Below are 26,988 nucleotides of genomic sequence, written 5' to 3' on the forward strand. Positions count from 1 at the left end.
GCTATCCCTCCCCTTTGTTGTAGTAGCTGTCCGCCAGCAACGTGAGCAATTCCTCACCGCCGGACACCTTGTGCATCCACAGCGTAGGACGCAATATACCGTCATACACATAATCCGGTCCACCCGGTTCGCCGAGATTGATACACATAGTTTTATCCCAGTATTTCACCTCAACGACAAAACTGCCTTCCTGTATCCCCTCAAGCCGCAGACTCGGTATACGGCGTGCCCGAATATGCGTAAGCAGTTCGCGTACGGTATCTGTATCAACCCGCTCGGTGAAATCATCAGCGTATTCTCCCCTGTCAAGCTGATACACCCGCATTTCCGTGATATTCACCGTATCCGGTATCGGCGAATACGGCACAAGCCAATATGCCCATCCAAAAATCAGAATACCTGCAATAACAGCTATAATCTTCCGTTTCATACGCTTTCCCTCCCCACTGAAAAAGCAAAATCCGCCGACATGATTGAATTTTCACGTCGGCGGATTCCTTACTTATGCAATTATGTGTGTGCTGAAATTACTTCAGGCCAGCGGTGATGATCGCCATCTGGTAAACCTCGTCAGCGTTGCAGCCGCGGGACAGATCGTTGATCGGCGCATTCAGACCCTGCAGAATCGGGCCGTAAGCAGCGTAGCCGCCCAGGCGCTGAGCGATCTTGTAGCCGATGTTGCCAGCCTCGATGGACGGGAAGATGAAGGTGTTAGCCTGGCCTGCAACCGGAGAGCCCTTGCACTTGGTAGCAGCAACAACCGGGGATACAGCAGCGTCAAACTGCAGCTCGCCGTCGATTGCCAGCTCCGGGTTCATCTCCTTAGCGTACTCGGTAGCCTCGCGGGACAGAGCAACCGTGCCGCCCTTACCGGAGCCCTTGGTGGAGAAGGACAGAACAGCAACCTTCGGGTCGATGCCGAAAGCCTTTGCGGTGTTTGCGGTCTCGATTGCAACTTCAGCCAGCTTCTGGCTGCCCTTCAGGGTTACGTTGCCTTCCTTGTCAACAGAATCCGGATAGTCGATGTTGATCGCGCAGTCGCCCATAGCCAGCTTCTCCTCTACGCCGTCCTTCTCGCGGACCAGAATAAAGCAGGAGCTTACGAGGTGTGCGCCCGGCTTGGTCTTGATCAGCTGCAGAGCCGGACGAACGGTGTCAGCGGTGGAGTAGGTAGCGCCGCCGAGCAGAGCGTCAGCCTTGCCCATCTTAACGAGCATGGTGCCGAAGTAGTTGCCCTTGGACAGTGCAGCGCGGCAGTCTTCCTCGCTCATCTTGCCCTTGCGGAGCTCTACCATCTTAGCTACCATAGCGTCCATCTCCGGGTAGGTAGCCGGGTCGATGATCTCCATGCCCTCGATATCGAAGCCGCCCTTTGCAGCAGCAGCCTTTACTTCGTCAACATTGCCGACCAGGATGGAATCCATCAGGCCGTCCTTCTTCAGGCGTGCAGCCGCTTCGAGGATACGAGCGTCCGGGCCTTCGGTGAATACGATCTTGCGCTTGTCAGCCTTGAGTGCTGCAATCAGATTTTCAAACATATTGCATTCTCCTTCGTTTTCAATCGCCTGTGTGCAGTATGACACCGCAAACAGGCATTCTCTTGAATTTATTATACACCCTTTCCCCCTATTCCCACAAGAGGGAATTTCTGATGGGCGCAAAACGCTTTCTCGGTTCCATATCACAAGGCGAACGTGAAATTTATCGAATCTCCGGCCCATGCAAAATATTTCGTCGGTATATTTGACCGGGACCGCGGGGAAAATCCAGATAGTATCCTCATAGTGACGACCAACAGGAGGGAATTTTATGCAGACAAAAGTTGAGATCTGCGGTGTGAATACATCGGGACTGCCGGTGCTCTCCGCAAAAAAGACGGACGAGCTTTTGAAAAAATCCGCTGCCGGAAACAAGCAGGCACGCGATGAGCTGATTCGCGGCAATCTGCGGCTGGTGCTCAGCGTTGTTCAGCGGTTTCAGGGCCGCGGTGAATCGCCGGACGACCTGTTTCAGGTCGGATGCATCGGCCTGATGAAAGCCATCGACAATTTTAATACCGAACTCGGCGTACGCTTCTCCACCTACGCCGTACCGATGATCATCGGCGAAATCCGCCGCTACCTGCGCGACAACAGTGCCATGCGAGTCTCGCGCAGCCTGCGCGACACGGCGTACCGCGCTCTGCAGGCCAAGGAGGCATTCATCCGCGAGCACCAGCGTGAGCCGGACATCGTGGAACTGGCCAAGCTGATGGACGTGCCGAAAGAGGAGGTCGTGTTCGCGCTCGACGCGATACTCGACCCGGTGTCGCTGTTCGAGCCGGTGTTCCACGACGGCACGGACACGGTCTGCGTGATGGATCAGGTCGGTGACACCAAAAACACGGACGACAACTGGCTGGCCGGTATTGCTCTGCGGGACGCTATGCGCAGCCTGAATGACCGCGAGCGCCGTATCATCCGGCTGCGGTTCTTCGAGGGACGCACCCAGATGGAGGTGGCACGCGAAATACACCTTACGCCAAACAAAAGGAAGGAAGATTCCGGTCCTTTTCTTACTATATAATAGGAGTGGCAGAAAACATGAGGATCGCATATCAAAATGGCATGAGGATTTCCCTTTTACCTATACTGCATACGCTGAATGCACTCAATCGATTGTGCCAGCTGACGGAATCGCTCTGAGAAGAATTTTTTGTATGCCGTACAGTAAATATTCTGCCCGATTACGCCGCTCGGCAGGATATCTCGGTCACGGCGGCAGCCGTTGCGGCACAAACCGAACCACTGACAGGTCTTGCACTCCTCCGGTACGGCAAGCGACTGCCGAACGAATCTTTTTGCAGTCTCGCTGTTCTGCATATCAGCCAGACCAGTTTCTCCGATGTTTCCCAGCCGCCATTCATCCAACACATAAAAATCACAAGGATACACACCGCCGTCGCCCTCCACAACGAACTGCACCGAGCAGCAGCCTGCCATATTACAGGCTTCCGGCCGCTCCCCCAGAAGGATGGACAGCCAGTTGTCCAGATGGCGGATGCTGATATACTCGCCGTGCCGAAGATCGTCGAACCACAGGTCGAACAGCCGTACAAGGAAATCACCGTAACCGTCTGCGGTCAGCGTATAGCATGGCTCACCATCTGCCCGGTCAAACGGATCGATGCACGGAATAAACTGCAGCCATCTGAAATTCTGTTTACGATAAAACCGGTACAACTTTTCGACCGAACGTGCATTCTGTCCGGTTACGACACACAGAATATTAAACGCAACATTGTGTTTTTTCAGCAGCCGCACGGATTTCATAACTCGATTGAACGTATCCTTTCCCTGCACATCTGTGCGATTGCGGTTATGCAGCTCTGGCGGTCCGTCCAGCGACAATCCCACCAGAAAATGGTTTTCCGCAAAAAACGCGGCCCATTCCTCATCAATCGTGTATCCGTTGGTCTGTATGGCATTACGAATTTCCACACCCGGTTTGGCATACTGCTTTTGCAGTACCACCACCTGACGGTAAAAGTCCAGGCCTGCAAGCGTTGGCTCACCGCCTTGGAATGCAAAGGAGCAGATATGCTCGGCATATTCCATGCCCGCCTGTATCACCTTTTCGATTGATTCGATTGAAAGCATTCCCTCGAACTCCTGCTCCCGGTGTGCCGCAACATCCTTGTAAAAGCAATACTGGCATGCCATGTTACATGCAGACGATGCAGGCTTGATCAGAATATTGATCGGCGGCATAATCACCCCTCCTCAGCTTTTATTTTAACAGAAAACGATAAATATTGCACGCGCTGAGCACCATCACCAGCAGCATGGAACCTTCAAACAGCAGGGTTGCCTGCCGGTCGCTCAGACGTTTATTGATGCGTCCTCCGGCTTCGCTGCCCAGTACACCGCACAGCACCATACCGCACAGCAGAATAATAGATAATGTCGGAATACTGCCTGTCACCGCCGTAGTAATGATGCCGACGCTCTGGCTGATGAGGATAATGTACAGGCTGTTCTGTGCCGCCACCTTGGTCGGCATAGAGAAAAAGAAGAACAACACCGCCATATTAAACGGTCCGCCGCCAATACCGAGAAAGGTTCCCAGCATGCCCAATCCCAGTCCAATCAGCACGCAGACCGCCGGATTGCGCACTTGAAGCATGGTTAATCGGTCCTTGCGGATAGTATAGAGCAGCGTGGCAAACGTCGCGGTACACAACAGCGCCGCCTGTATACCGCCTGCGGTATCCGCATTTAAAAACAGACCGGCCACAGCAGAAAACATCTGTTTTCCTGCCATACCGCCAACAGCCGCACCGATTGCCAACGGTGTTGAAATCGACAGATCAATCTGCGACTCGTGCTGCACCAGCGATTTACCAACCGACCAGCACGTCATGCCAAGAACCGTACACCCAGACAGAAAATTGATTTCTGTCACCTGCATAATACCGAGCGCATCCAGTGCAGGCTTGATGATCACGCCTCCGCCCATACCGCATATTTTACCGATGATACAAGCGCCGAACGCTACCAGAAAACAAATACTCTGCACCTGATCACACCCTTAGTCCTTCGCCGTCTGACGATTTGCCGCACAGGCAGTTGTCCACGTTTTCTGCGCCGGCGGATAATGATCCACCATGTACGACAGCCTACGGCGCGCCTGTTCGATCTGCTCTCGATAAGTTTCATCTGCAATGCGGTTTTCACGCTCCTGCGGATCGCGTTTCAGGTCGTAGAATTCCTCATACGGCATCTCATCCAGCTTATAGCCGAGATATTTGATGTACTTGCTGTTCTCGGTGATGATAGTCTGCCACGCATTGCTTCGGCAGCCGTCTGCGCCGCGCCAATATGGTGTTGAAGTGATGGAAACGCCGTCGATACGCTCCTCGGTAAAGTCGCTTTCGCTAAAGCAAAAATCACGGACGCGCTCTTGTTCCCCACGCAGCACCGGCAGCAGTGAACGGCTCGGAATAATATCGTTATACGCCGGCCAGCTTCTGCTGAGCACCCGCTGTGCATCCAATCCTGCATAATCGAGTGCAGTTGCTGCAATGTCGGAAATTTCAACCGGTGCGGTGCTTTCACCAACAGGCGCTGCACCCGGCAGACGCACCGCCAACGGAATACCAACCGACTGCTTCCACGGCACGCCTTTCTGAATCATGAAGTGATCGCCCAGCATATCACCATGATCTGAGGTAAATACGATCAGCGTATCGTCCAGCATGCCTCGCTCTCGCAGCACATCCAGTGTTGCACCTATCTGATCGTCGATCAACCGAATCATCGCCTTTGCAGAACGGCGCTGACGATACAGACTCTCCTTGTCCTCATCCGAAATAATCTGTCCTTCCGGCAGGATAAAATCATCCTCCCGCTCAAGTGGAAACATATCCAGATACCGCTGCGGTGCGTCATACGGCTTGTGCGGTCCGCAGAAGGACACCATCATGTAGAACGGCAGCTCCGCCGGATGCGCGCGAAGCTGCTCGCGTGCCACACGGCCGGTAACCACGTCAATATAATCCTCCTCATCGAACGGCCACGGCAGCGCCTTATCATAGTTGTGGTTCGCTACATCGCCGTTTTTGCCGCCGCTCTGCGAGAAAAAGTCTCGTACCTGCTCGAGCATGCCCTTCTTCGCCAGATAATCACCGTAGAAGCAGTAGTTGGAAACCACCTGCTGCTTGCCTGCGGTCTCCCAGATGAAATCATAACCGTAGGACTTCTCGTCCTGTTCTCCTGCCACCGGATCCATGCCGCAGCCTCTCGGCGTAGACCACGGATAGGTCTGATTATAATGGAACTTGCCGATGCCGTAGGTCTTGTAGCCTGCACCCTGCAGGGCCTGCATAAATGTCGGTATCTGCGGGAACAGATCACCTGCCATGGTCAGCGTGCCAATCTGGCGCGGATATCGTCCCGTGATAAGCGAGGTACGCGCCGGAGAACAGATAGGATTGGTTGTATTGCAGCAAGTAAAATGGGCATGCTGTGCAATCCAGTCGATATTCGGCGTGGAAACGCAGCTGTCCGCGGCATAGCCCACATAATCTGTGCGCTGCTGATCAGTCATAAACAACAGAATATTACGCGGCATATTTTACACTCCTTTTCAGAAATATCCCCTCATACTGTTTTCCCCTTGATACCAAAACGATATCAAGGGGAAAGAAGAGAGATTGAGTGAATCGGTTTTTATTATAACATTACCACCATTTGATCAAGTCGGTGACCTTGTTGCGAAGCTCGACAAATTCCGGTGAAACGACGTCACGCGGAAGCGGCAGCGGATTGTCCAGCACGGTTTTCACCGAGGTTGGCTTGTTGGTCAGCACCATAATCTTCTGGCTGAGGTATACAGCTTCCTCAATGTTGTGAGTGATAAACAGTACGGTCGTACCCGTCTTTTTCCACAGCTTGATCAGCTCGTCCTCCAGCTTGAAGCGCAGGTCTATATCCAACTGACCATACGGCTCATCCATCAGAAGCAGCTCCGGTTTGGTTGCAAATGCACGCGCGATAGCAACGCGCTGCAGCATACTGATGGAAAGCTGACTGGGATAGTAATTTCGGAATTTGGTCAAACCGACAATATCCAGCATTTCCTCTACATTGGCATCCGCCTCCGCCTTGGGCGTTTTCTTGATTTCCAGACCGAAGCGGATATTCTGCTCCACAGTCAGCCACGGGAAGGAGGAATACTCCTGAAAAATATAGGATATATTTTGCTTTTTCGGATCGACCGGAATACCGTTTACCAGAATGTCGCCTGCCGTCGGCTCATACAGGCGAGTCAGACTGTTCAGAAAAGTAGTTTTGCCGCAGCCGGTCGGACCAACGATGCACAGGAACTCGCCTTCCTCTACTTCAAAGTTCAAATTATCCAGCACCAGAAGGTCACCGAACCTTTTGGTCAGGTTCTGCACTTTTACCTTAGGCTCTTTGTTTGCCATTGTCCGGCACCTCCTTTACAGCGTATGATCTACTACCGAATCGATCTCGCGGCGCAGCCGCAGAAATTCCGGATCGGTGTAATTACGGGGACGCGGCAGGTTGATCTCATACTCTGCCTTGACACCGGTTGGACAGTTGCGCAGCACCAGAATGCGGTCTGCGAGGTACACTGCCTCCTCGATGTTGTTGGTTACAAAAATAACGGTGCGCTTTTCCGCCTGCCAGATGCGGGTCAGCTCATCCTGCATCAGATAGCGTGTCTGTGCATCCAGATGTCCGAACGGCTCATCGAGCAGCATCACGAGCGGCTCATTGCAGTACGCACGGGCAATGCCGACACGCTGCTGCATGCCGCCTGACAGCTTGACCGGGAACGAATTTTCAAATCCCTGCAGGCCGACCAGATCAATGTAATGCTGTGCCCTCTGGCGGCGTTCTTCCTTCTTGATACCGCGTACCTTAGGACCGTATTCCACGTTTCCCATAACGGTGAGCCACGGAAACAATGCCGTATTCTGAAAGACCATGCCGCGATCCGGACCGGGCCCGGTGATATCCTTGCCCATGCAGAGAACGTGCCCCGACGAGGGCATCTCAAAGCCTGCAATCAGGTTCAGGATGGTACTCTTACCGCACTGTCCGGGGCCGAACAACACAAGGAACTCATTTTCGCGCACCTTAATATTCAAATCTCCAACGACCTGATAGCGGCCTTCCTCCGGTTTGTCGAAAAACTTATCCACATCACGGAACTCGATCAACGGCTCGCCAGCAGCCGTTACTTTCCTCTCACTGTCCATGCGCATAGCTTGGATTCAACTCCTCTCATGATGGTAGTGATGAGCAGACCGGTCAGGGCAATCGCCAGAATGCCTACCATGATCTGCGTCATATTGCCTACGTCCTGACCGCTTACGATCAGCCAGCCGACACCTTCGGACGAGCGAATCATCTCTGCCGCTACAATGGTGGCCCATGCAGAGCCGAGTGCTACCTGCAGACCGGAGAAAATGTACGGAACCGTCGTTGGCAGTACAATGGAAGTGAACAGCTGGTTATCTTTCGCACCCAGCATACGCGCTGCACGAACCAGTGTTTCATCGACCGAATGCACGCCGTTGTAGGTAGTCAGTGCAATGGTAAAGAAGCATGCCAGAAAAATCAAGAAATACTTGGAACCTTCACCGAAGCCGAACCATACAATAGAAAGCGGAATCCATGCAATCGGCGGAATCGGGCGGAACATCTGAATGTACGGCATCAGAATAGAATCAGCAATCTTATACCAGCCCATCACGACACCGACCAGCACACCGAGCACGCCGCCGAACGCATACGGAATCAGCATGCGGCGCAGACTAATGAGGATGTGCATAATCATAGAATGCGTACCGATCGGTACAACAAATGCCTTGCAAAAGCCTGCAATAACCGTCACCGGATCAGGCATAACCTTGCCGAGCGAGGTAAACTTAGTCGCTGCATACCAGATACACAGAAAAATGAAAATACCGAGCACGCCATAGGCGATACGCTTGTTGCGTTCTTTCATCCACGTCTACCTCCCTTGATGAGTTTTCTGCCGATAAACTGAATAATCGAGGACAGCACCGCACCGGTAATCGCAATGACGATCATACCGACGATGATGATATCCAGGCGAAAAATACCGCGTGCCTGCTGAATCATAAAGCCGAGACCCTTAGTGGAAGCCAGCAGCTCTGCTGCAACCAGCGTGGTCCATGCGGAGCCGAGAGCAACGTCCAGACCGGTGAAGATCATCGGCAGTGCAGACGGAATCGCTACTTTGGTCAGCAGCTCCCAGTTGCTTGCGCCGAAGGTCTGACCGACCCACAGGTGCACGGTTTTTGTCTGCTTAATACCGGAATAACTGTTGATAACCATAGCGACCATCGCGGAAATAAAGATAACCAGCGCTTTGGACAGAAAACCGATGCCTACCAGCGTTACCATAACCGAAGTCCATGCAATGCCGGGAATGGTACGAACCAGATCGAATACCGGACGAACCAGCATATCCACCTTGTCGTTCCACGCCATGAAGATACCGAGCGGGATACCGATGATCGCACCAATTAAATAGCCGCCGAGTGCAACCTGAAGGCTGGCACCAAGATGCTGCAGCAGCGTTGCGCCGTCCGGCTTGGTCTCAAACCATTTTTTCACGAACGTAGAGGCAACCTTTACCGGAGAAGGCAGTGCATTCGATCGGAAAATACCCAGTCCGTCCGTTACCAGCCACCATACAAAAATGCCTGCGCAGATCGACGCAATACTGATGAACAGGTACTTATTGATCTGCAGTTTTTTCTTTTCTTGCATATGCTCCTCTCCTTTGACCGCCTTATTTTTACCTTATTTTGTAATTTTCGTCCATTTCAGGGTGCAGAAAAGGAAGCCCATGGAGCATGGGCTCCCTTTTGCTGACAGTATGTTATTTCAGGGTTGCTGCCTTTACAGTAATGCCGAGCGCATCCTGCAGCGGATTGACATTGATGGCTTCCTCAATATTGGCAACCTGATCCTCTTCAATCGTGCCGATGGAGGCGAAGAAATTGCCTACCTGCAGCAGACCGGAACCAAGATAATAATCCGAAGCCTCATAATCGGACGGAACAACGAACGGACGAATTTCGGTCTCGGTCTTAACATCGTTTTCGTCAGCCGGCTTGCCGTTCTCCGAATAGAACTTGAGTGCAAACTCGTTGCGCAGATTCGGATCGGCCTGCAGTTCTTCAGCTGCCTTACACATGCCCTGCAGGAACAGCACCACATCATCGTAACGGTCTGCCAGAATGTCCTTGCGGGCCAGGAAACCGTTCTTGAACTCGGTGTCCGTTGCTTCCATGCAGTCTGCAACCTCTACCATGTTGTTCGATTCCATCATGTTGCAGTAGTCAACGTCAGTGGCAACAAATACGTCGCCTTCACCGGTCAGAATCGCCTGTGCGGCTGCTGCGCGATCCATGTTCAGATATTCGTAATCCGCACCTGCAGTCAGGCCAAACTGTGCAAAGTACGAGTTTGCAATCCACTGCTCCATCGTGGAGGTAGGACCGAGAACGGTCAGGCCCTTCAGTGTATCTGCACTGCCGTACATATCCGGCTTGCCGGAAATCTCGCCCTTGTGATCGAGCACCGGACTGTCCTTGCGGACATAAACCTTTGCGGTGATCGAGCCGCTGTCCGACTCTGCGATCCAGTCGCACAGGCCGGAAGCCGTCGAGTAAACCGATGCCAGACCATTGGAAGCTACATCAAGCTGTTCTGCTGCCAGGCCCTCATTCTCCGGAGAGCCGTTCGGGAACATAATCAGGTTAACATCCAAACCCAGATCATCGAAATAACCCTTCTCCTCTGCATAAACTGTGGGAATAGAAATGATGTTGGACTGAACACCAACATTCAGGGTTTTGCCGGAAGCGGTAAACGTGCCGTCACCCGAGCCGCCGGGAGCGGAACCCGAGCCGCCGCCGGAGGAGGAACCGCCGCCGCACGCGGTCAGACCGGTCATTACAGTTGCTGCCAGAAGCATTGCGATCGCTCTTTTGTATCCGTGTTTCATTTTTTCAACCTCCCTTGATTTGAGTATAGTTTACCGTAAACCCTGCACAAAGTCTTTTTAATATTTGACTCGGTTTTTCACATTTATGACATTATCCGCTCTGCTTGTTCTTGCGCACATCATTCGGCTTGCAGCCGAACACCTTGTGGAAAACCGTCGAGAAGTAGCTCATGTTCGTGATACCGACACGAAGAGCCACTTCTGAAATGCGCAGACTGCTGTTTTCCAGCAAACAGCGCGCCTGCTTCATGCGCACGCTCATCAAATACTCCGAAAAGTTAACGCCGACCTCCTTCTTAAACTGCCGAGACAGGTAATCCCGGTTGAGGAATACCACATCCGCAACCGTATTAAGTGAAAGATCCTCCGCATAATGCGCATTGATGTGATCGAGTGCCTTTCGTATTGCAGCAGAATATCCTACGCCGTGCTTGCGCTGCAGTACGGCAATGCCTTCGCGAACTGCTTCACACAACGCCGCAAATGTGCAGCAGGAAGCAACTGCATCCGCTGTATGCTGCAGTTCCGGCTCCAGCTTGACAGCCAGACCGGAAAACAGCTGCTGCACGGTTTCGCGTAAAAAGCTGCTGCGTACTTTATAGTTCTCTGCGCACTGCAGCAGACGCTCTAAATCGGCACAGCCGCCCTGAATATCTCCATCGGTCAGCTTAATCGTTGCACGCATGATACAGGTTTCCACTTCACTGACATGAATCTCATGCGGCAATTTCTGTGCTGACACCTGATAAAACCGCGCATCAAAGTCCCGCACGGCCTCTGCAAATGACTTTGGCAGATTAGTAAAATGATGATGTACGCCGCTGCATCCGATTCCGCCGTTCAGCCTCTCTGCACATTGATAGAAATATGCCGCCGCATCCTGCTCCTCCGCAAAGGCATTCCGTCTAATGTTGACCAGCAGGTACACCTCCTGCTCACTGTACGCATAAAACAGCGGATTTTCAAAATGCTCCTGCATGTTTTTCTGCATAATCTCCGCATTTTGACCTTGATTGAGAAAAACCACCGTCAGAAATGCGCGCTCGTTCAAATAAATGCTGTTTTCCTGCAGATCAACGGCACTGACCGGCGTCATGTCCTCGCTCTGCTCCACCATATTGCGCAGAAAGCGGCTGCGCCCGATCTGCTGTACCGCACTCTCAGAGATATGCTGCTGCCGGCTGCTCTGCAGCTTATCCAGAACCGCACGAATCTTATCCGCACTGACCTCGGTTTTTAGAATATAATCCTTAGCACCGTTCTGCATGGCCGCACGAGCATATTCAAAATCATCGTGGCAGGTCAGCATGACGACCGCCGTGCCCGGATACTGCCGCCGAAGCTCCTGCAGCAGTTCAATACCATCCATTTTGGGCATGGTGATATCTGCAAATACCACATCGGCAGGGTTTGTCTTCATCTCCTGCAGCACCTTTGCACCTGAAGTCACCGCTGCGGTGATTTCATTTTCGCCGCCTGCATCGCGCACACACTGCACGATATACTGCTTGACCAGCGGTTCGTCGTCAACTACTATGATCTTCATTTACCTTGCCTCCCTGTTCCCGCTTCGGGATAGAACGGTAGTGATCCATCGTAATCGTTACTGTGGTGTATTTGCCGAACTCACTACGAACCGTCACATCCGACCGACCACCGTAGATAATCTGCAGACGCTTGCGCACATTGCGCAGACCGATGCCATGATGTAACCGCCCAGAGCGGTAATTTCCTGACTGTACCTGTTCTAACCGCTTCGGAGCAATACCTTCACCGTTGTCCGTTACCTCAATATACAGTGCATTACCGCGCAGACCTGCCCTCAAGCGAATTTCACAACCTTCCTCCATCTCAGCAAAGCCGTGAAAAAAGGCATTACCGATGATCGGCTGCACGATCATGCGCGGCACATAAATGCCGTACATCTTCTCCGGCACCTCGCAGATGAGAACCGTGTCCTTTTCCGTGCGGCAGTTCATGATGGACATATAGCTGCGCATCAAATGCAGCTCCTCCTCCAGCGGCACGAACTGTATCTCCGGCGTTGCCGGAATATGCAGCAGCTCGACCAGTTCATTCATCATTCGATAGGCGCGTTCCGGCTGGTGCATGGCGATCAGGCTCTTGACCGACAGCAGCGTGTTGTTAAGGAAATGCGGATTGATCTGCGCCTGTAGAAAATCGTACTCCGTGCGCTGTTTTTCCTGCTCTCGGATACGGATATCATCAATCAATTCTTCAATTCGATGTATCATGCCGTTGAAGGTGGTACTGAGCACATAGGTTTCTTCGTATTCGTCCTTGACCGGCAGTTCACTCAGCTTTTCAACCGACATATCTCCGATCTCATCCGTAAAGTCGGACAGCACCTGCGTAATGCGTCTGCCGCGCCAGTACGCAATGCTTGCTGCAACAATACAGCCGAGCAATACAATCGTCAGACAATTTCGCACGGTTTTCAGTCCGTCCCTCAGCAGCTCGTCCATATTCTGTTCTTCGACAAACGTCCAACCGCTGGACGCATCATGGTAATTGGCAATCAGTATCTTCTGTTTGGAGCGCTGGATAATCTTATAGGTATTTCTGCCGTATTCCTCCTGAAATGTCTTCATATCGAATGCCCAGTTGCCAACACGGTTGGGATTGGTGTGTGAAATGATGATGCCGTTCCGGTCGAGAATGTACACCTTCACACCGTCGCTGACCAGCTTTTGAAATGTGCGGAACAGTGCTTCATACCGCGAGGTAAGTACAATCATTCCGACAACCTTGCCATCCTGAGCATATACGGTCTTGCCGTACGCCAGACCATAAGTAGAAATATCATCCACATCCCAGAAGCGCAGATTCCAGCTGGTATCGGTCTCACCACTGTAATGCTTGATGTACCAGTAGGTGTTTTTCAGGCTTTTCAGATTGTTTTCATCCGGGTCAGTCGAAAACATGCGGCGGTCGTTCATCAGAATATCGATCGTCATATCCATGCCGATCCGTTTGAACTGACGGTCGGTCTGCTCCAGCAGCATTTGGATGGCACAGCTGCTCTTTTCACTTTTCGGCGCCGTCAGATCATCGTAAAAATCCTCATACAGTGCATCCATCGCCTTCACCATGTTGGTGCGGTTGACCGAGTTGCTGTCGCTGATCTGCTGCAGTACATCTACGCGGGCCTTGCCTTTTTCGCCTACTACAAGCTGAAAGGTAAAATATCCGATCGCGCAGACCGCAATCGCTACCGAAATCAGCACGCACAGCAGACTGGTCGCTATCATGCTCTGCGACATTTTGCGGCGTTTGCTTCCGCAAAGCAGCATACGCCATACCCCATTTCTCTTTTCTCTCTGCAATGTGCTCGCTCCTCTGCCATATTCCTGCGCTGTCAAATTCCGTCGATTGCACCGCTTCTTTTATGATACAGGAAATATGGCAAAAATGCACACCCTTATCCTTCCAGCAAGAATGTGCATTTCAACCAGTTTTATCAGATACCCAAACGTTCGTACTGCTCCGGCAGTGCGTCGTGTGCCGCCATACAGCGTTTCATCTGCTCGATGCAGTGCCGCTCCAGTGCTTCATCGTGCAGCGGATGCTCCTGTGCATAATCCGATTCGATATCGAACAGCAGTGTTTCCTCGTTATACGGCGAACGACCGACAAACTGCTGCGAATCATTGCCCCAGTGAATAATATCCGCCGGGAAACGGTATACCGGATAGTCCGTCCAAGGCAGGAAGCGACCCATCTCAATCCGCTTGTAATCCTCGGTGTTTACAGCATCGTTGCCGCCGTAGAACTGACGCAGAACGGTCGGCATAGCTGTGTAAACGTACAGCGGCTGGTTTTTCTCGTCCTTTGCGGCACGGAAATAGGTGTATTTGCCGTCCGTCCACGCCATCTGCTTGCCGAAATAGCCGAAGATCGCACCGTCACGAACCTTGTCGATCTCACCGCGCAGCAGCGGCAACAGGCTCTTGCCGTGGATTGGATACTGCAGCACCTCCTGCGAAATCTCGTAATACTCCATCACGGTCGGCAGAACATCAATGTTCTGCGTTACTGCACTGCATCGTCCTGGCTGTACACCGGGTGCCGAAATCATCAGCGGGATGTGGAAAACCTCGTTGTACGGCGCCATATAGTTTTTCGCCATATAGCCGTGCTCGCCGAGATGATAGCCGTGGTCCGTGGTAAACACCAGCATAGTGTCCTCCCACATGTTGTACTTATCCATCACATCAAGAATTTCACCGAGATGACGGTCAGTCATGGTCATGACAGCCTTGCAGCGTCTGCGCAGATGCTCGGTCTCCGCCTCATTAAACTCGTTTGGCGCATAGGACGGATGCGTGAAGTCCGGTCCGTCATAGTCGCCTTCCTTCTCGTACAAATCGAGATAATACTTCGGGCAGTCATACGGCTCATGCGGGTCAAACGCCTCTACCCACAGAAAATAGTTATCCGCGTCATGATTGTCCTCCAGCCATTCCGCTGCATGCCACATGGTCTTTACGCTCGGATAATCATACTCTGTGTGAAAGTGCGAACGGTTTTCATGTTCAGCTTCGGTCCACGAGCCTTTAAACCACTTCGGCGGCGTATCCGGACGAATACCGTCCTTACACGGACGCGTCCACACCGGATCACATTCCTGACCTCGGTTGACCTCCCATGCGGTAAACCCCTTGACATAATTTTCACCGCCGCAGATGATATAGTGCGCATGATCGGCAAACATCTGCGTATGCACATTCTTTTCACCAGAAAGAATGCTCTGCAGGCTCTGATCAAACGGCTCCATTGCTCCCCACGGTTTTTCAAGAAAGTTCAGCCGTCCGGTCATGATGTCGCGGCGTGCGGGCATGCACGGCGCAGAGCCGCACCAGTGGCTGTCAAACACGACAGATCGCCGCGCCAGCCGGTCAATATTCGGTGTGATGGCCGCGTCCTCGCCCGCACCATACGCGGACAGCATGCGTCGATTGAGTGTATCGCACAGAATGAAGATGGTTTTCATGTTGTTCCTCCCTGTTATTCTTACGGCTGCTGCAAGCCGATTCTCGCATATTGCTCTGCCGGCGCATCGTTTTCCTGCATCAAACGACGCATTAAATCAATCATGTGCTGCTCCTGTATCAGATCCTTTATCGGGTGTTCTTGCTTAGGATCGGTCTGCAGATCGAACAGTGCATCTCGGTTTTCCTCCGGCGCAGTGGACATGCATGGATAAAAATCCTTTGGCATGGCAATTTTCAGCGTTCTGCACCCTTTGGTAAAGGAAAACGGCTCGTGCAGCGTCAGTTTCTGCAGTTCTTCCGGTGCATACATGGCTCGCTGATGCAGCGGCAGCAGCGTATAATCATAGAGCGCTGTGCCCGGTCGATCAGCCCGCATATATACCCATCGACCATCTGTCACGCAGACATGCGCGCCGAACATACCAAACAGCGCAGCATCACGAACTGGTATATCCTGCTGCAGAACGGTTTGCAGGTCGTGACCCTGCATATCCGGTGGAACAGGTACGCCAAAGTACGACAGTAGCGTCGGCGCAAGGTCGATAGTCTGCACCAGAGCTTTCCGGCGTTCTCCTGCTGCTCCGGTTCGCGGATCCCAAATGAACAGCGGTGTGTGCGACAGCTCCTCGTAAAACAGCGGACGATTTTTCGCCCACCATCCATGCTCTCCCAGCAAAAAGCCGTGGTCGGTCGCCACGATAAGCATGGTATCCTGCCACATCCGGTGTACATCCATGTAATCGAGCAGTTTGCCCAAATATGCATCACACATGGTCAACAGTGCACCGTACTGATTGCGGCAGTGCACCTGTGCAGCCAGAGGTTCCGTCACATGGTCATAAGGCGGCCAATCAAACCGCGTCCCATTATAGTCATCCGAATAGCGATTCTGATACTCTTCCGGCGCAAAAAACGGCTCATGCGGATCAAAGGGTTCGATATGCAGCAGCCAGTTATCCGCATCACGGTTTTCATTCAGGAATTCATGCGCCAGACCGAACACCTTCTCCAGCGGCTGCTTTCCCAGTCCGCGGATATAGGCACGGTTAACTTCATCCTGTTTATTTGCCTGCCCCAAATGCGGCGGCAGTTCCACTGCACCGACATGAGCCTTCCACGGATCACCTTCCTGTCCTCGCACGCACTCCCATGAGTTGTAGCGCGTGTGATAGGTAGCACCGCCATCCTCCCAGTAGTGCTGATGATCCGAGATCAGATGCGTGTATACGCCGCTTTTCTTGAGCAGCTCCGGCATTGAGTCATCAAACGGCTCGATTGGTCCCCAGCTTCGGTGCAGAAAATTATACCGTCCGGTGTGCAGCTCCCGCCGAGCAGGCATGCACGGCAGTGAGCCGGCATAACAGCGGTCAAACATGACCGAATGCTTTGCCAGACGGCTGAAATTCGGCGTTTGCGTCCAGCCGCAGCCATACGGCTCCAGACAGTGCCGGTTCAGTGAATCAAAAAGCAGTAAAATTGCTCTCACCGGTGCACTCTCCTTTCGTCCGAATACGACTTTCCCAGTGTATTGTTCTGTACGACTTGATTATAGCGTCCGGAGACAAAATCCGTCTTTCGATTATTTGAGGGATTTTTTCACTTTTTTGTGTTTCGATGAGTAAACAGATAAACGACTCTGTAAACACAAAAAGACAGCTTTCGCTGTCTTCAGTCTGTCGAAAAAGTCAATCTATCGTTTTTACTTTTCGTGCGGCAGCACGCATAAAATAGAATTTGCACAGCAAATTCATAATTCCCGGGGGCGTGTACCTCGGGAATTATACAAGGGACGAAAAATTGTGCCCGTAGGGCGCGGCTTTTCGTCAAGATTCGATTGAAATCGTGGTTTCAATCGAGAGGCTGTCGAAAAACGGAGTTTTTCGACAGCCTCAAGACAGCTTTCGCTGTCTTTTTGTTATTTCAGCATATCCCGCTTGATTTTCCCAATCCGGATATAATACCAGACCAGATTGAGCGCCGCCGCGCACACCCATGCTGCGCCCTCCGCAAAAAATACGCCGCTCTGCCCGATGAAGGTTGGCAGCACGAGCGCCGCGCCCATGCGCATAAGCATTTCTACAAAGCCAGAGAGTGTCGGCACAGTCATCTCGCCCAACCCCTGCAGTGAGGAGCGGTATGCCTGCAGCACGAACAGTGCAAACAAAAATGCCATCAGCACCATAAGATACTGATAGGCCACCGCCAGCGCATCTGCCGCGCCCGCTTCCTCGGTCGAAAGAAACAGTCCCAGCAGCGGTTTGCCCGCAAGAAGCATAGCCGTCACGATGGCGGCTGTAAATCCGGCGGATAGGGCCAGTACCGCCCGAATGCCTGTATCAATGCGTGCCGCGTTTCGTGCACCGCGGTTCTGCCCCATGTAGGCTGTCATGGCATAGCCAAACGCCACCGATGCACTTTCGAGTATGCCGTACAGCTTGTTTGCCGCCGTGTAGCCCGCCACAAACACCACGCCGAAGCCGTTCAGCACGGACTGCAGCACCATGCCGCCCAGTGTGATCATGCTCATCTGCAGACCAGTCGGAATACCAAGACGGCACAAGTGCAGCAAAATCGCAGGGTCGGTTTTCCAGTCGACTTTGGCCAGCTGAACGAACGGCAGCCGTCGCAATGACCGCAGACACAACAGAAACGCAATCAGCTGTGCCAGTACGGTTGCGAACGAGGCCCCGAAAATGCCCCACCCAAACCCCATCACGAACAGCAGGTCGAGTGCAATATTGGCAAAGCTTGCCGCGATGATCGCGAGCAGCGGCGTTCTGCTGTCGCCCAGACAGCGTAGCACGGCCGCCGCCATGTTGTACGCAATGATGATGAGCGAGCCGCCGAACTGCACATATAAGTACGTCTGCGCTCCACCGAACACCGCAGGATCGGTGTGCAGCAACGAAAGCAGCGGCCTTACCAGCAGCAGGCTGATGATCGTCACCGCAATGCCGAACCAGCACGACAGCTTAACGATCATAGCCAGTACACGACGCAGCCGGTCATAGGCGCCCGCACCGAACTCCTGTGCTGCGAGGATTGCAAAGCCCTGGGTAAAGCCCTGCAGTCCCCATAAAACCAGCCAGTTGATCCAGTCCGCCGCACCGATGGACGCCAATGCCTGCATGCCGACACCGCGTCCGATGATAATCGTATCCACAATGGTATATAGCTGCTGAAACACGCTGCCCAACATCAGCGGCAGCGAAAACAGCAGAATCAGCCGTATCGGACGGCCGTGTGTCATATCGGTAACGCGCACCCTATCACACCTCCCTTGCGAAAAAATCATAAAACCCAAAGCGCAGAAGGAGACAGAACTGCACTTCGGGTTTCAAAACGACGGTACCGCAGAATGCTGTTGATTTACCGCACGGCGAGATAAAACGCAGTACCGCCGCTGCCATGGTCATCAATCAGAGGAAATCGCCGCACAGGCTGAGGGCCGCCTCATCCGCGATAACGATCGCGTCGTTGTGCAGCTGCAGAATCGAACCGGGCACCTTGGGCGTTACCGGACCGAAGCAGGATTCACGGATAGCCCATGCCTTGTCCTCGCCGCTGGCAACGACCAGCACCTTTTTTGCGGTCATGATGGTGTGAATGCCCATCGAGTAGGCACGGCGCGGCACCTCATCCTCGCTGGCGAAAAAGCGCTTGTTTGCCTCGATGGTGGACTCGGTCAGCTCCACGCAGTGCGTGCCCTTGGCGAAGCAGTCGTCCGGCTCGTTGAAGCCGATATGGCCGTTGCGGCCGATACCGAGCAGCTGAATATCCACATCGCCCACACTGCGGAGCACCGCGTCATAGCGGGCGCACTCCTTTTTCTCGTCCGGCTCCATGCCGTTCGGCAGATTGATACGCGACGGGTCAATGTTCACATGGTCAAAAAAGTGGTCGTGCATGAAATAATGATAGCTCTGGTCGTTTTCCGGCTTCATGCCATAGTATTCATCCAGATTGACCGTAGTCACATCCGCAAAATCCAGATCGCCCTTTTCGTACCACTTGACCAGCTGCTCATATGTGCCGATCGGCGACGAACCGGTAGCAAGACCGAGCACGGAATCCGGCTTGAGGATGACCTGCGCGGAAATGATATTTGCCGCCTTGCGGCTCATGTCCTTGTAATCCTTTGCACGAATGATTCTCATAACGAAAAAGCCTCCAAACGCTTATAAATCCTTATACTTTTCACGCAGCGCGAGCAGCTCGCTCTCCTGCACATACTCGGTCAGGCAGCCTACGCCGGTAACACTCTTGCCGCCTGTGATGTTGCCGAACCGCACACAATCCGCAAACGGATAGCCGTGGTACAGACCGTACATCAGTCCTGCAAGGAACGCATCGCCCGCACCGGTGGAATCCTTACAGGTGAATTCCGGAATATTGCGCAGCAGACGCGGCGTGCCATCCTCGAGAATGAGACAGCCGTCCTTATCCAGCTTGACTAGCGGGTGCTCAAAATACTCCGCCAGCACGCGGAGCGCCTCCTCCGGCGTGTCCCTGCCGGTAATCTTGAGCGCTTCCTTGGTATTCGGCGTATAGTAATCCGCCAGACGCAGATAATCACCGTACTTCTCAAAGCTCAGCTCATCATCCCAGCCCATGTCGAAAATCAGAATGGCTCCTTCCTCGTGCAGCTTGCGATATACCGGCAAAAAGCCCTCCTGCATCTGCACCAGCTTAGCGCCCTTGGACATGGTATATACCCGCTCGAGCAGCTCGTCCGTGATGGCGGTCGGCTTGCAGTAGGTCGCAAATGTGCGGTCGCCGGGCGTGAGCATGGCACTGGTGACATTCACCGGAATACCGGTCTCGCCCTCCGCCGCCAAATTGTACGGAGAAACGCCGTTCTGCTCAAACTGCGCGCGGGCAAAGCCGGAAAACAGATCGCTGCCGAGATAGGTCGCCAGACGGGTCGGAATGCCCAGACGGGCGGCGTTTACTGCCGTACCCGGTGCACCGCCGCCGAGCAGCACGCGGAAATCCTGCGAAAAGATCTCCTCGCCCTCCTGCGGCACGCGCGGCATGCCGACATACATCAAATCCACATTGGTCACACCGACCGAAGCGAGAAACGACATGTGTCAGTCCCTCCAGTCCCCGATGTACGGCGCGTTGAGCTTGATATACTCGTCGGTCAGCTTGCTTGCCAGCGAGTACGAGCCGACCAGCGGGTGCATGGTCAGACACTCGGTGATATCCTTCCTGGAGCGGTTGACGATGCCGCGTGCCGCCAGACGCTCGTAATATTTTACGCGGCGGATCATTTCCAGATTGCTCTCCGGAATATTGGTGATATGGTGCGGCTTGCAGCCCTCACGGGAGATATCGCAGGTGACCTCAATAATATCGGTCGGCTCGAGGCCCTCGATGGCATTGCCGTTCGGCGCGCACAGAATCATCGTGCCCATGCCGCCGGAGGCTGCAATCTCGATGAACTTGAGCGCAACGCCTGCGTAGCCGCCCGCGTCCTTGGAATACACATCAAACGTCCACGGCTTGTCGCGGTGAACACCGGTCTCGTTGGCCATATAGTTGTTCTCGCGGATGCCGTACCACTTTTCAAAGCACTTGAGACCTGCCTCGAAGTCGTTCTCAATGTCGATCTTAGACAACTCCTCGGTCATGTGGCGGTTGATGTCGCAGATCATCTCGCCGCGCGTCTGCTTGGCATTCAGAATGTTGGCAACCGCCTTTTCACGGTAGTAGAAGTAGTAGAGGTACTCATTGAGCACGCAGCCGCGGTCCTCGAGCAGCTTTTTCTCGAAAAAGCGCATATCGGTCTTGGCGTAAGCCTCGTCATTGGCGATCAGCTCGGGCATGATCTCCTTTCCGTCCACCTTGATGCTCTGGAAGTAGGACAGATGATTCAAACCGTAGCACTCGCCGTAAATGCGGGACGCATCCACGCCGTACAGGTCGGCAAACTGGTGCAGCATGCCGCTCGGCGCGTCGCAGATACCGTAGGTGAAATCATATCCCATATCACGCAGCGCCTGTGAAACCACGCCCGCCGGATTGGTAAAGTTGAACACCTTGACGCCCGGCTTTGCCAGCTTTTTGATCAGCTCGCAGTACTCAGCCAGCGCCGGGATCGAGCGCATGGCAAACGAAACGCCGGCAGCACCTGTGGTCTCCTGACCGAGAATACCCAGATCAAGCGCCAGTCGTTCATCGCGCACGCGAGTCGCGTCGCCGCCGACACGGATGGTCGTGATGACGTAATCCGCATCGGTTACCGCCTCCTCCGCACTGGAGGTCAGCGTGAACTTCATGGTCGGGCACAGCATACGCGCAACATGTGCCGCCAGACCGCCGTAGATGCGGAGCTTTTCCGGATCGTTATCCATAAATACCAGCTCATCAATGTGCAGCTCCTCCGCACGCTGTGCAATGCTCTTTGCGAGGAACATAGAGCGTACACCGCCGCCGCCGATTACCGTTAATTTCATAAAAAGATACCTCCTGTTATCGAATCAGATACCGTTTGCAGCTGGACCAGCCGATCATGCCCGAGGCAAATCCGGACAGACCGCACGGGAACAGCAGCACATACGGCAGAGAAAGCGGGAAAAACAGCACTGCCGGAATCAGCAGCAGCGCATTTACGCCCAGCCCCAGCACAGTCATGCCGGGACGGAGCAGACACAGCAACCACGCATTTTTCGCCGCCGCTGCAAACGAGATGTCCACCGCTGCCTGCACCGCCCAGAAATTCTGAAAAAACGCAGCTGTGACGCAGAGCAGCAGCATACCCAGCAGCGCCGGGAAAAATCCGTCCGCCGTTACCAGCATCACGCCCATCCACAGCAGCGCAAGCTCGGCCAGTCCGCACAGAAGATTACGCACCGTATCCTGCCGCAGTGCCGCAAGAAAGTCGGTCCACACATCATTTGGCACATCACGCGCCATATTGACCGTGCAGCGCGCCATAGCAGCTCGAGCCGTGCCAAAGGTCACAACCGGCAGACAGCACAGCAGAAACAGCACGTTCAGCTTGACGAGCTGCCAAAACTCCCGTACAAGGGTCTCCCCGACCCATGCGGCGCCGGTCTTTTCCGGTGCATCCTTGGCAATGCCCGGACCTTCCTTCAAATAGGATGGACGAAACACAGATTTTCCTCCTGTCAGAACGCGATCGCGCGTTCGGTCTGCTTATCGAACAAATGGATGCGACTCATATCCACAGCCGCGGTGATGGTGTCGCCCGCATGAATCGGCTCGCCGGACGGCGTACGCACGGTCACGGACGTACCGTCACAGGTGCAGTGCGCGTAAATCTCCGCGCCCATCAGCTCGGCAATATCCACATGCATGGTGAGCGTATGCGCCGCATTCTGCGTAAACTTTTCACCCGAGGTGTGCAGATTCTCCGGACGGATGCCGAACACGACCGTCTTTCCAACGTACTCACTCAGCGCATCGCTGCCCGCAAAGTGCAGGCTCTGGTCCGCGAAGGTCAGCTTGTAGCCGTCCGCATCGCGTCCCAGCTCGGCGTCCATGAAATTCATCTGCGGCGAACCAATGAAGCCCGCTACGAACAGATTGCACGGATGGTCATACAGCGTCTGCGGTGTGTCCGCCTGCTGAATCTCGCCGCCCTTCATAACAACAATACGGTCGCCCATGGTCATGGCCTCGGTCTGGTCATGCGTGACGTAAACAAAGGTCGTATCCAGCTTCTGATGCAGCTTGATGATCTCGGTGCGCATCTGGGTGCGCAGCTTGGCATCCAGATTGGACAGCGGCTCATCGAGCAGGAATACCGCCGGGTCGCGCACCATCGCACGTCCGAGCGCGACACGCTGCCGCTGGCCGCCGGAAAGCTGCTTGGGCTTGCGGTTGAGCAGATGCTCGATATCCAGCACCTTAGCCGCCTCGTGCACCTTGCGGTCGATTTCGTCCTTAGGTGTTTTTCGCAGCTTGAGCGCGAATGCCATGTTCTTGTAAACCGTCATATGCGGATAGAGCGCGTAGTTCTGGAAAACCATCGCGATATCGCGGTCCTTCGGCGCTACATCGTTCACCTTGCGGTCACCGATGTACATTTCGCCGTCCGAAATCTCCTCCAGACCCGCGATCATGCGCAGTGTGGTGGATTTGCCGCAGCCGGACGGTCCGACCAGTACGACGAACTCCTTATCCTTGATCTGCAGGTTCAGGTCGGAGATAACCTCGATATCACCGGGGTACACCTTCTTGATGTGATTCAAACTAATGCTTGCCATGTAATTTCACCTCGTTTATTCTTTGACCGAACCCGCGGTCAGGCTGGAAACGACCTGCTCCTGGAAGATCGCAAACACGATGATCGAAGGAATGACCGCAATGGTAACTGCGGCAAACAGCGCCGTATAGTTAAAGCTGAACTGGCTGGTAAAGTAGCTGAGCGACAGCGGCAGCGTGCGGGCACTCTCGCTGCTGGTCAGGATCAGGGAGAACGTAAATTCGTTCCATGTATTGAGGAAGCACAGCACAGCTGCGCTCGTAAGACCGCCCTTGGCGCACGGCATCATGATCTGGAAGAACGTGCGCAGGAAGCCCGCACCGTCGATGTAGGCGGCTTCTTCGATCGCCTTGGGAATGGACTGGAATGCGCCGCGCAGGATGAGCAGGCTCATCGGCATATTCAGTGCGGTATTGACCAGAATCAGACCCGCCTTGGTATCGTACAGGCCCAGATTGTTGACCACGCTGTACACCGGCTGCAGCAGTGCCGTCATCGGAATGACGAGCGACAGGCTGAGCAGCATGTACAGCAGCTTATCGCACGGAAAGCGGAACCGCGCAAACGCGTAGCCTGCCATAGCGAAGACGAGCACATTGAGTACGGTCGCACAGCAGGTGACGATCACGCTGTTGCCGAAGAACTTGAAGATCGGCGCCATATCCAGTGCGGACTGATAGCCGTCAAACCCGAAGTGCGTCGGCAGCGAAATGCCGTTCGACAGGATCTCCGCATTCGTCTTGAACGAGGACAGGATGACCCAGATGATCGGGAACAGCGCAACAACCACACACAGCGCCATAAACAGATATTTGAGCACAAAGCACAGGCGTTCTCTGCCGGTCATTGCACCGAAGCTGGTTTTCATTTGTCGAACGCCTCCTTAGTAGTCTTCTTCGTTGACGCGCATCGCCTTGTTGATGAGCGTCATGCAAACGACACCCGCGATGACGATGCAAACGCCGATTGCATTCGAGTAGCCGTAGTTATTTTCGTTCTTGTACACGCTGTACAGCATGAGCGGCAGGTTCATGGTAGCCGAGCCGGGGCCGCCCTTGGTGGTGATGTAGATCAGGTCGAACATCTGCAGCATATAGGTTGCCGCCATGACCATGGTCGTGCCGATGATCTTGCGCAGCAGCGGCAGCACAACGAACATATCGGTCTGGAACGAGGTCGCACCGTCCACACGGGCCGCTTCGAGCACCGAATCGTCAATGGTCAGCGCCTCGGCGAGCACGAGCGTCGTGGTGTAGCCCGCAAACAGCAGCCACGTCATGGTGACGGACGGGAACGCCGTTGTGGTATCCATCAGCCAGTTATGCGTCAGGCTTTCCAGACCAACAGCCTTGAGGATGGAATTGACCACGCCGTACTGCGGGTTGAAAATATTGAGGAAGATCATGCCCATTGCGGCGTTGGAGATGATATTCGGAATCATGTATGCCGTACGGACAAATTTCCAGCCGCGCGGCTTTTTGTACAGCACAAGCGCCAGGATAACGCCGATGGAGACATGAATAATACAGTGGATCAGAATCCAGACGACCGTGTGACCGCACGCCTGCCGGAAGGTCGCATCGCTGAACAGCTGTGTATAATTCTGCAGACCGATGAATGTCATCGAGTCGCCCGTCAGCCGGTAATCAAACAGCGAGGAAACAAACACGATCACCAACGGAACAGCATAGACCAGCAGGAACAATGCGACAGCCGGAAGCAGGAACACCGGCAGCCAGCCTTTTTTACGTTTCATAAAGCGGTTTCCTTTCTTGTTGAGGAGAAAAACAGGGACCCGTTTTTGACGGGTCCCTGCGGTAAACAGTTTACTGGTTCTTCGCTGCAGCATCCGTCAGCGTCTGGCAGAAGCCCTTTGCGTCCAGCTCACCCGAAGCGAGCAGCGGGAGCTGCTGGCTCATAACGTCGAGCAGGTTGGAGTACATCGTAGCCTGCAGAGTATCCGAGCGCTTTTCACCCTCAGTGGTTGCAAGGTCAAGGAACTCAGCAAGCAGCGGGTACTTGTCCTTTGCGGTGTCGGTCAGCTCTACCGTGTTGGAGGCCGGAACCATGCCCTGCATCTCCATTGCGGTCTGCTGTGCCTCAGCCGAGGTAAAGAACTTGACCATCTCAATGGCAGCCTCTTCTACCTTCGGGTCGTCCTGCTTGGTAACGATGTAGCCCTGAATCGGTGCATCGTATACAAAGTTGCCCGGGAACAGCGCTACGCCGACCTTATCAGCGAAGCCTTCCTCTGCCATGGAGGTATCGGAGAAATCACCGATCATCCACGGGCCGTTCGCCAGCATTGCGGTCTGGCCGGACAGGAAGTTGTTTGCAGCATTCTCATACTTGCCGCCGATTGCATCCTGCGTGGTGTAGTTCTGGTACATCTTCTGGATCTTCTCGGCTGCTGCGATCATTTCCGGCGTGTTGTAGTCGGTCGGGTTCATGGTATTCATGAACTCCAGGCCTGCGTCCGACTCGGTGCCTACCATAGCGCCCATCCACAGCTGGGTTACCCACGCAGAATCTGCGGTATCCATGGACAGCGGGGTGACGCCGGCTGCCTTCAGCTTGTCGCACTGCTGGAAGAACTCGTCCCAGGTCTTAGCCGGCTCGGTGATGCCTGCCTGCTTGAACAGCTCCTTGTTGTAGAAGTAACCGATAACCTGACCTTCCATCGAGGAAGCGTAGATCTTGCCGTCGCGGCTGTTGGTAGCCAGTGCGGTATCGGAATACAGTGCCTTCCAGTCTGCATCGGAATTTACCGCATCGGTCAGGTCAACTGCCAGATCCTTGGCAACGACCATATCCAGCAGATTGTAGCCGCCGCCGTAAATAACCGGCGGGAGATCGCCCGTGCCAAGCTGTACCTTGATCTTGTCGATGTAGTTCTGGTCGCCCGGAACGTCTTCCTTCTTGATCTCGTACTTGCCTGCGTACTTCTCATTGAATTCCTTAATCAGTTCATCGCATACCGGAGCGGACGTATTCGTGCCGCACTGGAACGTCGGATAGTTGATGGTGATCACACCGGAGCTGTCACCGCTCTGTGCAGAATCATCCTTCTTGCCGCCGCAGCCGGTCAGTGCGCCGGTCAGCAGCGCGCCTGCCATCAGCAGGGAGAGGATACGCTTTGTTTTCATGTGGGGTTCCTCCTCTTTCTCTCCTTACGGCATTTGT

At 53.9% G+C, this 26,988-nt stretch carries 24 protein-coding genes; 1 reads left to right on the plus strand and 23 read right to left on the minus strand.

What is annotated here, in order from left to right; translation table 11 throughout:
• Position 1: 1 nt before the first annotated feature.
• A complete protein-coding gene (locus DW806_RS02730) occupies positions 2 to 430 on the minus strand; it encodes a hypothetical protein (protein WP_117751195.1) in 429 nt (142 codons plus the stop codon).
• A gap of 97 nt (positions 431 to 527) precedes the next feature.
• A complete protein-coding gene (pta, locus tag DW806_RS02735) occupies positions 528 to 1,538 on the minus strand; it encodes a phosphate acetyltransferase (protein WP_110436271.1) in 1,011 nt (336 codons plus the stop codon).
• A gap of 271 nt (positions 1,539 to 1,809) precedes the next feature.
• Between pta and sigG the strand changes: the two genes are divergently transcribed.
• On the plus strand, positions 1,810 to 2,565 hold the full coding sequence (sigG, locus tag DW806_RS02740) for an RNA polymerase sporulation sigma factor SigG (RefSeq protein ID WP_118729023.1): 756 nt from the start codon (positions 1,810 to 1,812) through the stop codon (positions 2,563 to 2,565).
• Positions 2,566 to 2,621: 56 nt separating this feature from the next.
• On the opposite strand, the gene DW806_RS02745 is transcribed toward sigG, so the two are convergent.
• The 21 genes from DW806_RS02745 to DW806_RS02845 form a co-directional block, all read right to left on the minus strand.
• Positions 2,622 to 3,749 carry an anaerobic sulfatase maturase gene (locus tag DW806_RS02745; protein ID WP_118479098.1) on the minus strand — a complete coding sequence of 376 codons (1,128 nt, stop codon included), beginning with the start codon at positions 3,747 to 3,749 and terminating at the stop codon, positions 2,622 to 2,624.
• Positions 3,750 to 3,768: 19 nt separating this feature from the next.
• Positions 3,769 to 4,557 (minus strand): sulfite exporter TauE/SafE family protein, encoded by a 789-nt coding sequence (locus DW806_RS02750; protein ID WP_117489598.1) that lies wholly within the window; start codon positions 4,555 to 4,557, stop codon positions 3,769 to 3,771.
• A 12-nt stretch (positions 4,558 to 4,569) separates the two neighbouring features.
• Complete coding sequence (locus DW806_RS02755) at positions 4,570 to 6,111, minus strand: sulfatase family protein (RefSeq protein WP_118729024.1); 1,542 nt, start codon at positions 6,109 to 6,111, stop codon at positions 4,570 to 4,572.
• Positions 6,112 to 6,220: 109 nt separating this feature from the next.
• Positions 6,221 to 6,967 carry an ABC transporter ATP-binding protein gene (locus tag DW806_RS02760; RefSeq protein WP_117489594.1) on the minus strand — a complete coding sequence of 249 codons (747 nt, stop codon included), beginning with the start codon at positions 6,965 to 6,967 and terminating at the stop codon, positions 6,221 to 6,223.
• 15 nt (positions 6,968 to 6,982) lie between these two features.
• Positions 6,983 to 7,774 (minus strand): ABC transporter ATP-binding protein, encoded by a 792-nt coding sequence (locus DW806_RS02765; RefSeq protein WP_442861138.1) that lies wholly within the window; start codon positions 7,772 to 7,774, stop codon positions 6,983 to 6,985.
• The gene (locus DW806_RS02770; RefSeq protein ID WP_117489592.1) at positions 7,747 to 8,520 is read right to left on the minus strand and encodes an ABC transporter permease; all 774 of its coding nucleotides are present in this window, start codon (positions 8,518 to 8,520) and stop codon (positions 7,747 to 7,749) included. Before DW806_RS02770 ends, DW806_RS02765 begins: the two co-directional genes overlap by 28 nt.
• Positions 8,517 to 9,311, minus strand: a complete 795-nt coding sequence (locus tag DW806_RS02775) for an ABC transporter permease (protein ID WP_117489590.1) — start codon at positions 9,309 to 9,311, stop codon at positions 8,517 to 8,519. The genes DW806_RS02770 and DW806_RS02775 overlap by 4 nt, the downstream gene beginning before the upstream one ends.
• 112 nt (positions 9,312 to 9,423) lie before the next feature.
• The gene (locus DW806_RS02780; protein WP_118729025.1) at positions 9,424 to 10,554 is read right to left on the minus strand and encodes an ABC transporter substrate-binding protein; all 1,131 of its coding nucleotides are present in this window, start codon (positions 10,552 to 10,554) and stop codon (positions 9,424 to 9,426) included.
• A 91-nt stretch (positions 10,555 to 10,645) separates the two neighbouring features.
• On the minus strand, positions 10,646 to 12,100 hold the full coding sequence (locus DW806_RS02785; RefSeq protein ID WP_118729026.1) for a response regulator transcription factor: 1,455 nt from the start codon (positions 12,098 to 12,100) through the stop codon (positions 10,646 to 10,648).
• A complete protein-coding gene (locus tag DW806_RS02790) occupies positions 12,081 to 13,868 on the minus strand; it encodes a sensor histidine kinase (protein WP_118729027.1) in 1,788 nt (595 codons plus the stop codon). The genes DW806_RS02785 and DW806_RS02790 overlap by 20 nt, the downstream gene beginning before the upstream one ends.
• Positions 13,869 to 14,035: 167 nt before the next feature.
• Positions 14,036 to 15,568 carry a sulfatase gene (locus tag DW806_RS02795; protein WP_118729028.1) on the minus strand — a complete coding sequence of 511 codons (1,533 nt, stop codon included), beginning with the start codon at positions 15,566 to 15,568 and terminating at the stop codon, positions 14,036 to 14,038.
• 20 nt (positions 15,569 to 15,588) lie between these two features.
• Positions 15,589 to 17,055, minus strand: a complete 1,467-nt coding sequence (locus DW806_RS02800) for a sulfatase (protein WP_118729029.1) — start codon at positions 17,053 to 17,055, stop codon at positions 15,589 to 15,591.
• Between the two features lie 429 nt (positions 17,056 to 17,484).
• Entirely contained in the window at positions 17,485 to 18,834 is a 1,350-nt protein-coding gene (locus DW806_RS02805; RefSeq protein ID WP_158578265.1) for an MATE family efflux transporter, read from the minus strand.
• Between the two features lie 154 nt (positions 18,835 to 18,988).
• The gene (gene nagB / locus DW806_RS02810; RefSeq protein ID WP_118284876.1) at positions 18,989 to 19,726 is read right to left on the minus strand and encodes a glucosamine-6-phosphate deaminase; all 738 of its coding nucleotides are present in this window, start codon (positions 19,724 to 19,726) and stop codon (positions 18,989 to 18,991) included.
• Between the two features lie 21 nt (positions 19,727 to 19,747).
• A complete protein-coding gene (locus DW806_RS02815; protein ID WP_118360268.1) occupies positions 19,748 to 20,659 on the minus strand; it encodes a carbohydrate kinase family protein in 912 nt (303 codons plus the stop codon).
• A 3-nt stretch (positions 20,660 to 20,662) separates the two neighbouring features.
• The gene (locus DW806_RS02820) at positions 20,663 to 22,030 is read right to left on the minus strand and encodes a family 4 glycosyl hydrolase (protein ID WP_118729031.1); all 1,368 of its coding nucleotides are present in this window, start codon (positions 22,028 to 22,030) and stop codon (positions 20,663 to 20,665) included.
• A gap of 16 nt (positions 22,031 to 22,046) precedes the next feature.
• The gene (locus tag DW806_RS02825) at positions 22,047 to 22,691 is read right to left on the minus strand and encodes a DUF624 domain-containing protein (RefSeq protein ID WP_158578266.1); all 645 of its coding nucleotides are present in this window, start codon (positions 22,689 to 22,691) and stop codon (positions 22,047 to 22,049) included.
• 14 nt (positions 22,692 to 22,705) lie between these two features.
• A complete protein-coding gene (locus tag DW806_RS02830; RefSeq protein ID WP_118360265.1) occupies positions 22,706 to 23,806 on the minus strand; it encodes an ABC transporter ATP-binding protein in 1,101 nt (366 codons plus the stop codon).
• 15 nt (positions 23,807 to 23,821) lie between these two features.
• Positions 23,822 to 24,673 (minus strand): carbohydrate ABC transporter permease, encoded by an 852-nt coding sequence (locus DW806_RS02835; protein ID WP_117751200.1) that lies wholly within the window; start codon positions 24,671 to 24,673, stop codon positions 23,822 to 23,824.
• A gap of 15 nt (positions 24,674 to 24,688) precedes the next feature.
• Entirely contained in the window at positions 24,689 to 25,561 is an 873-nt protein-coding gene (locus DW806_RS02840) for a carbohydrate ABC transporter permease (RefSeq protein ID WP_118729033.1), read from the minus strand.
• A 70-nt stretch (positions 25,562 to 25,631) separates the two neighbouring features.
• On the minus strand, positions 25,632 to 26,951 hold the full coding sequence (locus DW806_RS02845) for an ABC transporter substrate-binding protein (RefSeq protein WP_118729034.1): 1,320 nt from the start codon (positions 26,949 to 26,951) through the stop codon (positions 25,632 to 25,634).
• Positions 26,952 to 26,988: the final 37 nt, after the last annotated feature.

Source organism: Butyricicoccus sp. AM32-19 (genome assembly GCF_003480365.1).
GTDB lineage: Bacteria > Bacillota > Clostridia > Oscillospirales > Butyricicoccaceae > Agathobaculum > Agathobaculum butyriciproducens.